At 70.7% G+C, this 9,761-nt stretch carries 6 protein-coding genes; 4 read left to right on the top strand and 2 right to left on the bottom strand.

The window, feature by feature from the left end; translation table 11 throughout:
- Window positions 1-16 precede the first annotated feature (16 nt).
- The 3 genes from PV363_RS12785 to PV363_RS12775 are packed head-to-tail and all read left to right on the top strand — an operon-like array spanning window position 17 to window position 3,972.
- Entirely contained in the window at window positions 17-838 is an 822-nt protein-coding gene (locus tag PV363_RS12785) for an amino acid ABC transporter permease (protein ID WP_301022507.1), read from the top strand.
- On the top strand, window positions 838-1,596 hold the full coding sequence (locus PV363_RS12780) for an amino acid ABC transporter ATP-binding protein (RefSeq protein WP_220341849.1): 759 nt from the start codon (window positions 838-840) through the stop codon (window positions 1,594-1,596). Before PV363_RS12785 ends, PV363_RS12780 begins: the two co-directional genes overlap by 1 nt.
- A gap of 45 nt (window positions 1,597-1,641) precedes the next feature.
- Window positions 1,642-3,972 carry a hypothetical protein gene (locus tag PV363_RS12775; protein WP_301022506.1) on the top strand — a complete coding sequence of 777 codons (2,331 nt, stop codon included), beginning with the start codon at window positions 1,642-1,644 and terminating at the stop codon, window positions 3,970-3,972.
- A gap of 148 nt (window positions 3,973-4,120) precedes the next feature.
- On the opposite strand, the gene PV363_RS12770 is transcribed toward PV363_RS12775, so the two are convergent.
- Window positions 4,121-8,896: an NAD-glutamate dehydrogenase gene (locus PV363_RS12770; RefSeq protein WP_301022505.1), complete on the bottom strand. Its 4,776-nt coding sequence runs from the start codon at window positions 8,894-8,896 to the stop codon at window positions 4,121-4,123.
- Window positions 8,897-8,981: 85 nt separating this feature from the next.
- On the opposite strand from PV363_RS12770, the gene PV363_RS12765 reads away from it, so the two are divergent.
- A complete protein-coding gene (locus PV363_RS12765) occupies window positions 8,982-9,479 on the top strand; it encodes a DUF2505 domain-containing protein (protein WP_301022504.1) in 498 nt (165 codons plus the stop codon).
- Between the two features lie 25 nt (window positions 9,480-9,504).
- On the opposite strand, the gene PV363_RS12760 is transcribed toward PV363_RS12765, so the two are convergent.
- A partial coding sequence (locus tag PV363_RS12760) for a glycerate kinase (RefSeq protein WP_301022503.1) occupies window positions 9,505-9,761 on the bottom strand: 257 nt, incomplete at its 5' end.

The raw sequence follows: 9,761 nt of genomic DNA, 5'->3' as shown, positions 1-9,761 counted from the left end.
ACCTCTCGGGTGTGCGATGCCCACCCCCTCGAGGTTGGCGCCCCGACGGCCGGGGCGCCCCACCACGGGGGACCAGCGGATCCGGTTCGTCCAGTACGCCGTCCTGATCGGGCTCGTCCTTGCGGCGATCTTCTTCGCCGACTGGCAGTCGATCGGCGACGCGTTCTTCAAGCCCGATCTGATCAAGGAAGCGATCACCGGCGGCTTGTGGGACGCGCTGTTCCACACGCTGATCTACACCGTCGGGGCGTTCGCCTTCGGGCTGGTGGTCGGCACGATCCTCGCCATCATGCGGCTCAGCGAGGTCGGCCCGTACCGCTGGCTCTCGACGGCCTACATCGAGTTCTTCCGCGGGCTTCCGGCGCTGATCGTGTTCCTCATCTTCTCGCTGCTGCCGCTGGCGTTCCCCGCCCTGCGGATCCCCTTCGACCCCTACGGCACCGTCTGGCTGGCGCTCGGCATCGTGGCGAGCGCCTACATGGCCGAGACCATCCGCGGCGGGATCCAGGCCGTCCCCAAGGGCCAGACCGAGGCCGCGCGCTCGCTCGGTATGACGTCGGGCCAGGCGATGCGCAAGGTCGTCCTGCCGCAGGCCTTCCGCACCATGCTTCCGCCGCTGACCAACGAGCTCATCCTGCTCGTCAAGGACTCCTCTCTGGTCTTCATCATCGGGCTCACCGCCGACCAGGCCGAGCTGACCAAGTTCGGTCGCGACATGTCGGTGACGTACGCGAACGTCACGCCGCTCGTCGTCGCAGGATTCGCGTACCTGATCATCACCCTCCCGCTGTCGGTGATCGTCCGACGCCTGGAGGCCTCTGCCGGGAAGGCCCGCTGATGCCCGAGACCCTCGTCGAGATCAAGGACCTGCACAAGTCGTTCGGCGACAACCACGTCCTCCGGGGCATCGACTTCACGGTCGGCACCGGCGAGGTGGTCTGCGTCATCGGCCCGTCCGGCTCCGGCAAGTCCACGCTCCTGCGCTGCGTCAACCTGCTCGAGCAGCCGAGCGCAGGCACGGTCCTCGTCGCGGGCGAGGACCTGACCGACCCCGACGGCAACATCGATGCCGCCCGGCGCCACGTCGGCATGGTGTTCCAGAGCTTCAACCTCTTCCCCCACCACACCGCCCTCAGCAACTGCATGGTCGCCCAGCAGACCGTGCTCAAGCGGGGCAAGAAGGACGCTCGCCGGATCGCTGAGAAGAACCTCGACCGCGTCGGACTGACCGACAAGCACGACGCCTACCCGGCCAAGCTCTCGGGCGGTCAGCAGCAGCGCGTCGCGATCGCGCGCGCCCTGTCGATGGAGCCCAACCTGATGCTCTTCGACGAGCCCACCTCGGCGCTCGACCCCGAGCTCGTCGGTGAGGTGCTCACGGTCATGCGCACGCTCGCCGAGGAGGGGATGACGATGCTCGTCGTGACCCACGAGATGGCGTTCGCCCGCGAGGTCGCCGACCGGGTCGTCTTCATGGACGGCGGGGTGATCGTCGAGCAGGGCATCCCCGAGCAGGTGATCGGCAGCCCGAAGGAGGCGCGGACCAAGGAGTTCCTCCGCCGCGTCCTGGACCCCACGCACGTGACTCCGAGCTGATTGAGGGATAGTCGGAGTCCCCACGACTGACCGGAGGATCTCGTCATGGCTGAGAAGCAGTCCGTCCTCGGCCGGGTCACCGCACTCGCGCAGGCCGACGTCCAGACGCTGATCGACGACTCCGCTGACCCCGAGCAGCTGTTCATCGCGCTCGGGCGCGCGTTCGCGACGACGATCACCGAGGCGGAGGACGCTCTCGCCGTCGCGGTGGCGGCCAAGCGGTTGACCGAGCACGACCGTGCGGAGGACCGGCAGACCGCCGACGACTGGGGCGTCCACGCGGCGACCGCTGCCTATCACGCGGCTGAGCTGCGGGTCGAAGGCAACATGAGTGGCGCGGCGGTCTTCGACGGCCTCGCCCGTACGGCGCTGGAGCGGCAGCTCACGACCGAGCGGGCCGTCGCCGACGCCGCCGGCGTGGTCGCGGCGCTTGCGTCGTACGTCGAGCGGCTGCGCGAGCAGCTCGACCTCGCCAAGGAAGAGCTCGCCGTCCTCGAGGAGCGCCGCAACCTCCAGATCGGCCACCTCGAACCCGAGGACGGGCGCCTCCTCGACCCCGAGATCCCCCACGTCCTCGACCCCGACACCGAGCTGAGGGCGTTCGCGGAGAAGCTCCTGCGCGAGGACGAGCGGCAGACGTCCACGGTGGAGCAGCCTTCCTACCTCGACGGCCGTTTCACCGAGACCGTGGCCCCCGCGCTGCGGCCCGAGGTCGAGCGCCGCCTCGAGCTCGTGCGTCCTGACGAGGGCGAGCTCGTCGCCGCACTGGCGATGCGGGCGTCCGCGGAGGCCGCACGCATCGCGGACGAGGCCGAGCGGATGGTCGCTCAGGCTCAGCAGCAGGCAGAGATCGAGGTTGACCAGGTCGAGGTGGCGGCTGAGCAGAAGGTCCTGCCCGAGCCTGCACCGGTGCCGGAGCAGCAGGCCGTGGCCGAGCCGGAACCCGAGCCTGAGCCGCAGGTCGCGGCCGAGCCGGAGCCTGAGCCGCAGGTCGCGGCCGAGCCGGAACCGGAGCCCGAGCCCGAGCCCGTCGACTCGCCCGTCGAGGCGGAAGCGGACCTGGAGCTGGAGCTGGAGGATGAAACGTTCATCGAGGGTGAGGTCGTCGCGCCCGTCGAGCTCGCCCGCCGGCGCCGCCTTGCGGAGCAGTCGCCGTCCTCCGAACTCCCGACGCACGACGACGTCGGCCTCGGCCTCGGCCTCGACGGGGAGAGAAGCGTCGTCGTCGAGAGAAACCTCGTCGTCGAATCGGCCGCCCAGGAGCCTGCTGTCGAGCCCGTCGAGGCGGCGCCCGTCACGCTGGAGTCTGAGGTGGACGCCGACGCAGCTGGGCTGGCTCGCTCGGCCCAGGACGAGCCGGACGAGCAGGATCTCCACGACGAGACCGACGTCCGCGACGTCCACGACGAGACCCACGTCCGCGACGAGCCCGACGAGCCCGACCTCCAGGACGAGGCGGACGTCCGCAACGAGGGCGAGCCGAACGAGGAGGACGAGCAGGACCTCCACGACGAGACCGCCGCCCGCGACGAGCAGGCCCTCCACAGCGAGCAAGGCGAGCACGACGAGGACGAGCCGGCGGGGCGCTCGGCGTTCGACGACGAGCGGTCTCGGCCGGTCGGCGGCCGCCGGCGCGCAGACGTGCCGGTCAGAGGCCCCGACGACGACCTCGTCGCCCCTCCCGCCGACCACCCGCGCCGTGGCGATGCGCTGGGCGCCGCGCCGGAGGGTGACGACCACCGCGAGCCGCCGCCTTCTCCACGCTTCTCGTTGGGCCTGAACGGCACCTTGCCGCCCACCAACCCCTTCGCCGGCATCGCCGACGTCGACGCGGCGTACCGGCTCGCGCGGGCGCAGGAAGAGACGCAGTGGGACATGCCCGCCATCGTCGACGAGCCCCGTCCGACCGACCCGGCTGCACCCCCCGCCGGCCCGCACGCCGTCCACGGCCTGCCGGCGCCGGACGAGGACGAGCTCCCGACAACCGAGTACCCCGCGATCCGCTTCGACACCTTCGGTGGACCGGGGCCTGGACCGTTCGCTGCTTCGGCGCTCGCGGAGTCGGTGAACGAGCCGCCCGAACCGCGGGAGATCGGCCGGGACCACGATCCCGACATCGACGGGCGCGATGATCGGCCCTTCGTCCACGATCTGCCCGACAACGAGGACGACGTCCTCGCTCGCCGCCGAGCTCGACGCTCGCGGGACCCGCGGAGCCCTCGCGTACCGACCGCCTACGACCTCGCGTACGACCCGACCGAGGGTCCGAGCCACCCCAGCGTCAACGGGGCCGCGGGCACGCTCGACGACTCGGGCGACGCGCAGGTCTTCCCCCTGCGTCCGCGGGGCGACACCCCGCCCGACCAGCAGCGCTGACCCTCAGAGAACAGGGCCGGGCCCCCCCCGCGGCGGGGCCGGCCCGGGCCGCCGCCGGCGGGCCCCCCCCCGCCCCCCCCCCCAGCGCGCCCCCCCCACCACCCGGCCGGCCCCCCCCGGGGGGGGGCCCCGGCCCTGTTCGCGGCGCTCAAGTCAGGAGGGTCCGGACGACCCGGAGCCCCACGGAGAGCCGGGCGAGGTCGGGAGTGTCCTCTCCCCAGATCTCCTCGAGGGTCTCCTCGGCCCGCTTCAGGGTCACGGCCTCGGACGTGCCCCATGCGTCTACGCGGTCGTGCGGAGACAGCGCGTCGTCCGTCGTCGCGAGCACCTTGCGGACAAGCTGCCCCTGGACGCCCAGCAGGTCGTCACGCAGCGCGGCACGCGCCATCGACCGCCAACGGTCGTCGCGCGGCAGCGCCTGGATGCGGTGCGAGAGCCGGTCCAGACCGAGCTGTTCGCCGCGCTCGGCGAACACCCGGGCGACGGTCGAGGCATCGACACCGGTCGAGAGGGCGATGTCGGCCATCTCGATCGCGCCGTACGCGGGTCCGAGCGCAGCGAACGCCTCGGCGTCGTGCGTGGCGACCCCCGCCTTCTCGAGCTTGTCGGCCCGATCGCGCCACCTGGCGTGCTCGCGCCCGACCAGGAGCTCCGGGAGGTCACGCAGCAGGTGCTGCACCGTCGTCCCGAAGTAGTCGACGCTCCCCTCCACGTCGTCGAACCGCCGGTGGTTCACCAGCCATCGGGACATCCGCTCGACGAGCGCCTGGAGCGCACCTCGCATCTGCTCCTGGACGTCGGCCGGCACCTGGTTGTCGAGGTCGGCGACCCGTTCGATCAGGGCACCCTCGCCGCAGATCTCCGCAGCGATCGACCGCGCGCGAGCGAGCTGGTCGGCTGACACCCCGGTCTCGCCCGAGAGCCGGTGGAAGTACGAGACACCACCACGGTTCACCATCTCGTTGACGATCGCCGTGACCACGATCTCGCGACGCAGCGGGTGCTCGGCCATGTCGCCGCGATAGGCGTGCTGGAGCGGCGTCGGGAAGTAGCGGAACAGGTGGGCTCGGTAGTACGGGTCGTCGGCGATGTCGGACGAGAGCAGCTCCGCCTCGAGCACGATCTTGGTGTACGCCAGCAGCACCGCGAGCTCCGGAGCCGTCAGACCGACACCTTGCGCGCGCCGGTCGGCGATCTGCTTCTCGTTGGGCAGGTACTCCAGAGCCCTGTCGAGGTAGCCGGCCCGCTCCAGCCGCGTCATCCAGCTCGCGTGAGCGTGCAGGAGGCTCACCGCGGCGTCGACCGAGCCCGCGAGCGACACGTTCTGCTCGTAGTTGTCGCGGAGGACGAGCCGTCCGACCTCGTCGGTCATGGAGGCGAGCAACGAGTCGCGCTCCTCCGACGAGAGCTCGCCCCGAGCAGCGGCCTGGTTGAGCAGGACCTTGATGTTGACCTCGTGGTCGCTGGTGTCGACGCCGGCGGAGTTGTCGATGAAGTCGGTGTTGATCCGGCCACCGGTCAGCGCGTACTCGATGCGGCCGCGCTGGGTGAGCCCCAGGTTGCCGCCCTCGCCCACGCACTTGCAGCGCAGCTCGTTGCCGTTGACACGGAGAGTGTTGTTGGCTTTGTCGCCGACGTCGGCGTGCGACTCCGTCGACGCCTTCACGTAGGTCCCGATCCCGCCGTTCCACAGCAGGTCGACCGGCGCCTTCAGGATGGCCCGCAGCAGCTCCGGCGGACTCAGGCTGGCCACGTCTTCCTCGATGCCGAGGACCACGCGCATCTGCGGGCTCACCGGCACCGACTTGGCGGCGCGGGGGAACACTCCTCCACCCTCGGAGATCAGGTCCTGGTCGTAGTCCGCCCAGCTCGAGCGGGGCATCGCGAAGAGCCGCTGGCGCTCGACGTAGGACCGTGCTGCGTCGGGATCGGGATCGATGAAGATGTGCCGGTGGTCGAACGCCGCCACCAGGCGGGTGTGCTCCGACAGGAGCATGCCGTTGCCGAAGACGTCCCCCGACATGTCGCCGATGCCGACGCAGGTGAAGTCCTCGCGCTGACAGTCCACGCCCATCTCACGGAAGTGGCGCTGCACCGACACCCACGCCCCGCGAGCGGTGATCCCCATCGCTTTGTGGTCATAGCCCACGGAACCGCCGGAGGCGAAGGCGTCCCCCAGCCAGTAGCCGTAGTCGGCCGAGATCTGGTTCGCGATGTCGGAGAACGTCGCGGTGCCCTTGTCGGCGGCGACGACCAGGTAGGTGTCGTCGCCGTCGTGCCGCACCACGTCCGGAGGGGGCACGGCACGGTCGCCCACCCGGTTGTCGGTCAGGTCCAGCATCGAGGAGATGAACGTCTTGTACGAGGCGATGCCCTCCGCCATCCACGCCTCGCGGTCGCTCACATCCGGCAGCCGCTTGCAGTAGAAGCCGCCCTTGGCCCCGACCGGGACGATGACCGCGTTCTTGACCATCTGCGCCTTGACCAGCCCCAGGACCTCCGTACGGAAGTCGTCGCGGCGGTCAGACCAGCGCAGACCGCCGCGGGCGACCGCCCCGAAGCGCAGGTGCACGCCCTCGACCCGCGGTGAGTAGCAGAAGATCTCGTGCGCGGGTCGCGGCTCGGGGAGGTCCGGGATCTCACGTGGCGCGAGCTTGAACGAGACGTACGACCGCGGGCGGCCGTCGGCGTCCCGCTGGTAGTAGCTGGTGCGTGCGGTGGCTCGGACCAACGTCCGGTACGACCGCAGGACGCGGTCGGCGTCGAGCCCTTCGACGGCCTCGAGCCGCTTGCGCAGGTCGCTCTCGACGTCCTCGGTGAGCCGCTCCCGGTCGGCGTCGTCGATCGCGGGGTCGAACCGGGTCTCGAACAGGGCGACGATCTGGCGGACGACGTCGGTCTCGGCCAGGAGGACGTTCTGCAGCGACTCCAGGCTGAACGGCGTCCCGGCCTGCTGCAGATAGCGCGCGTACGCCCGCAGGACCACGACCTGACGCCACTCGAGCTCCGCGGCGAGAACGAGCCTGTTGAAGCCGTCGACCTCCGCCCGGTCCTCCCAGCAGGCGACGAACCCGTCGGTCAACCGCCTCAGACCGTCGTCGTCGGCGACCGTGCGCGAGCGCGCGCGGAACCAGTAGACCCAGACCGGCTCCGGAGTGGCGAGACGGTAGGGCCGTTCGTCGATGATGTCGACGCCGTGCGAGGCGAAGACGGGGAGAACGTCGGTCAGTGCCGCAGGCTCCCGGGTGTAGAGACGCAGACGCAGCGCGTGCTCGTCGTCGACGGCGGGGTCGGGCTCCACGGTGAGCCTGACGCGGTCGTCGCCGTCGAGGAGCGCTCGCGCGGAGAGGATGTCGTCGACCGCGCTCGCAGCGCTGATGTCCTCCTTGTAGCCGGCCGGGAACGCGCCGCGAAAGTCGGCCAGCTGCGCGGTCGCGGCCGCCTTGCCGAAGCGGACCTCCATCGCCTCACCGACGGCGTCGCTCCACGAGCGCACCGCCTCCGCGATCTCGGTCTGGAGCTCGGCGGGCTCCACCTTGCCGAGCGTCTCCCCCGGCCTCGGGCGTACGACGAGATGGACCCGGGCCAGCTGTGACTCGCTCACCCAGACGCTGTAGTCGATCATCGGGTCCCCACCGACCCGGGCTGCGACCATCTTCTCGATCGTGAGCCGTGCACCGGTCGTGTAGCGGTCACGCGGCAGATAGACCAGGCACGACAGGAACCGGTCGTACGAATCGCGACGGACGAAGAGCTGGACGTGCCGGCGCTCCTGCAGGTGGATCAGGGCCTCGGCGATCTCGGCCAGCCCATCGACCGGTGTCTGGAAGAGCTCGTCACGGGGGTAGGTCTCGAGAAGGTCGAGGATCTCCTTCGCCGCGTGGCTGTCGGCGTCATAGCCGAGGCCCGAGATCACCTGCTCCACCTTGCGGTCGAGGATCGGGATGCGGGTGATGCTCCCGGTGTAGGCCGAGGACGCGAACAGCCCGAGGAACCGTCGCTCACCCACCACCTCACCGGAGGCGTCGAACGACTTGATGCCGATGTAGTCCAGGTAGCTGTTGCGGTGCACGGTCGAGCGCGAGTTGGCCTTCGTGATGACGAGGACCGTCTTGTCGCGCGCACGCGCGCGCGAGCGCGTGGGCAGCGGGCTCCGCGAGGCCGTGTCCTTGCGCCCGCCACGCAGGATCCCGAGCCCGCTCGTCGGGACGGTCCGCAGACGCTCCTCGCCGACGTCACCCTCGAGGTCGTATTCCCGGTAGCCGAGGAAGGTGAAGTTGTCGTCGGCGAGCCAGGCGAGCAGCTGCGCCGCCTCTGCGGACTCGTCGGCCACGATCCCCGCCGGCGGGTCGGACCGGAGCTCGGCGACGATCTCCAGCGCCCGGGAGCGCATGGGAGCCCAGTCGTCGTTGACCAGCGCGACGTCCTCGAGGACGCGGCGCACACCCTCGGCGATCGCCTCGGCCGCCTCGGCCCGGCCTCGGTGGTCGATCTCGAAGTACATCCACGACTCACGGGTCGCGTGCGGCTCGCCGGTCGATCCGGCCACACGGGCCGAGACCAGCTCTCCGTCCTCGTCACGCACCACGTCGAGCTGAGGGTGGACCAGCCAGTCCACCCCGAACCCGGCCGTGGACAGGTAGGCGATGGTGGAGTCGACCAGGAAGGCCCGGTCGTCGGTCACCACCTGCAGGACCAGGCGTCCTCGCGCGTCCCACCCGTCCTCGTCGACGGTCGGCTCCCAGACGCGCAGCAACGTCTCGCCGGGCTCACGGACACGCGCCAGCTCGGCATGGCTGAGGACGGCGCCGCGCAGGGCGTCGAGCGACCGTTCCTCCCGCTCGGCAGACGGGACGTGCTGGTAGTAGGCCTCGACCAGCACCTTGGCGACGTCGGCGGACAGCTCGCCTTCCTCGACGGACAAGATCCAACTCCTTCGGGTTCACATCGTTGTGACTCTCTGCACACTACTTCCCTGCCTTCGAGAGGCCGCCTGCCATGATGGCCCGATGAAGCTGCACGAGATCTCCGAGTACCCCGGCGCCACCCCCGAGCAGGTCTTCGCGATCATCCGCGACGACGAGTTCCGCGCGCAGGTCTGCGAGAAGATCCACGCCCTGGCGTACGAGGTGACGGTGGACGACGACGGCGATCAGGTCCGGGTCCGCATCGATCGGACCATGCCGGCGGAGATGCCCGACTTCGTCAAGAAGCTGACCGGCGAGACGGTCGAGGTGCGCCAGGTCGAGGAGTGGGGACCCCCCGCTGCCGACGGCGCCCGTCGCGGGACGGTCCGTCTCACGATCAAGGGCCAGCCGGCGACGATGAACGGGACCACGGCCATCCGGGCGACCCCCGACGGGTCGGAGCTCGTCGTGGAGGGCGACGTCAAGGTCGCGATCCCGCTGATCGGCCGCAGGATCGAGCCCGAGGTCGCGAAGGCCATCACGGCGGCCCTGCGCGTGGAGTCCTCGCAGGGCCGGGCGAGGATCGCCACCGAGGCCTGACCCGCGGTCGCGCGTCACCGGTCTCTCAGACACCGATCCACGCGGCGATCGCCGCGGCCCCGGCGCGCTGAAGCAGAGCGGGCGCCTCGGCGATGCAGCGTTCGAGGTCGGCCTCGAGCTCCTGGAGCGCGTGGACGCCCGCGAATCCTGCCTGCCGAGCCTGCGTCTCGGACAGCGTCGTCCGACCGCAGACCACGACCACGGGAACGCCCTGGCGCGCGGCCCTCGCCGCCACGACGGCGGGGGCCTTGCCGCGCAGCGTCTGCTCGTCGAACGACCCCT

This window comes from Mumia sp. (assembly GCF_028803055.1).
GTDB lineage: Bacteria > Actinomycetota > Actinomycetes > Propionibacteriales > Nocardioidaceae > Mumia.
Note: the sequence above shows the minus strand (reverse complement) of the source record. Positions and strands in the feature narration are given on the sequence as shown.